This window comes from Butyrivibrio sp. (genome assembly GCF_017433805.1).
Lineage (GTDB): Bacteria > Bacillota > Clostridia > Lachnospirales > Lachnospiraceae > Butyrivibrio.
Map to the genome: position 1 here is coordinate 1 of NZ_JAFRGN010000065.1, position 1,531 is coordinate 1,531.

Annotated in this window: 2 protein-coding genes; both read right to left on the reverse strand. The window is 41.0% G+C overall.

Features of this window, described 5'->3' with window-relative positions; translation table 11 throughout:
• Positions 1-311: 311 nt before the first annotated feature.
• Positions 312-785, reverse strand: coding sequence for a hypothetical protein (locus tag IJI01_RS14065; RefSeq protein ID WP_292191779.1), 474 nt, complete (start codon positions 783-785; stop codon positions 312-314).
• A gap of 14 nt (positions 786-799) precedes the next feature.
• Positions 800-1,531: ParA family protein (locus IJI01_RS14070; protein ID WP_292191782.1), on the reverse strand; the 732-nt coding region annotated here is incomplete at its 5' end.

Below are 1,531 nucleotides of genomic sequence, written 5' to 3' on the forward strand. Positions count from 1 at the left end.
ACATTGGTTTTTTAATAAATACTGGTATTTGTTGTATTTAATATAAATTTCAAATCACCAAAAATGCTGATGTAACAGATGTGATTTTTACTATTTAAATATAACGGCATCTTATGGACGTTTATCAACTTAGGATAATGATTTAACTAGAAGAGTAGCTTGCGATTTAGGATTGATATAAGCTCTATGAATGCTGATATTTACTGTATGTAATTAGTTATTGACCAAGATTGAGAGAATAAAAATAGGACTACAACTTTGGGAGCTGTAGTCCAGTAATGGTGATAGATATTATTTATGATTGAATTGTTTTATTGTCCGACGTTAAGACGTTTCATTTCCTCGCGGATTAGGTATGTTACGTAGCCGGTTTTGCCGCCAAATTTTCCGCCGTATTCTTCAAGAAAGCGGACTTCATTATCTAGCAGGCGAACGCCGATTACTTCGGTTTTCTCTCCTTCTTTAAATTTGCGAGGACGACCGGGCTTCTTGGCAGGTTGAGCTACTGCTACACTCTGCTGCACAGGTGTAGGGGCTGGAGAAGGGGCTTTTGCCTGTACAGGAGCCTGTTCTGCAACTGGGGCTTGTACAGGTGGATTTATGTTCTCTTCTACTCTGCTCTTTTTTGCGGGAGTTGCAGTGTTTTTAACTGTGGATTCAGTCTTTGGCGTTTCTTCTACTGGGGCTTCTTCCTCAGTTTTTATGAAATTTCTTGCTCTTCCATTGATATTTCCGAGTCCGGATAACATATCTGCCTTTGGTCTACTTGATCTGCTAGCTGCCATTTCACATCCCTCCCTCAAATATTAAGATACTCTTCCATAAAGTCTTCATAGTCACGCTCTGCAGTGCAGCTTCTTGCGTATTTTATAAGTGTCATTCTGCTGGACTGGGCTTCAACTACCTTTACGCAGTTTCTTATGACTGATTTGAAAAGCTTTGTATTCAGGCTCTCTGCTACTACTTCGAGGGCTTCCTTAGTCTCTTTTGATATATTTGTTCTCTCTGAGAAGTTTACCAGAAGCACACCGGCAACTTTCAGATTAGGATTAAGCTCTGTGGCATCACTTATTGATTCTGCAAGATCATTTATACCCTGGAATGAATATCTTCCTGCTGTCATAGGAATTATGATCTCGTCTGATGCTATGAGTACGTTTCTGAGAATCATGTTTACTGCAGGAGGAGTATCTATTATGACGTAGTCATAACCTTCAAGTCCTTTGATAGCTGCCTGAAGCTTCTTAAGACCCTTAACGCCCTTCTGAGAAAGCTTGGAGTCTGCTTCAGATAACAATGGATCTGAGGCAACGATGTCTCCCATCTCTGTGTGCTGGATTGCTTCGTTAAGCGATACCGGATTTGATTCCTCGAGGATAACGTCATATAAGGTTGGGACACCTTCATATTCTGCATTATAGGTGTCAGTTGAGTTGCACTGAACATCTGCGTCGATCAGTAGTGTCTTATACCCTCTCTCTGTCAATATTGCAGCCATGGCTGTTGCTGTGGTGGTCTTACCGATACCGCC

What these genes read in the sequence shown, in the direction of transcription:
- IJI01_RS14065 (WP_292191779.1), bottom strand. Translation starts at nt 785, where the DNA reads ATGGCAGCTAGCAGATCAAGTAGACCAAAGGCAGATATGTTATCCGGA.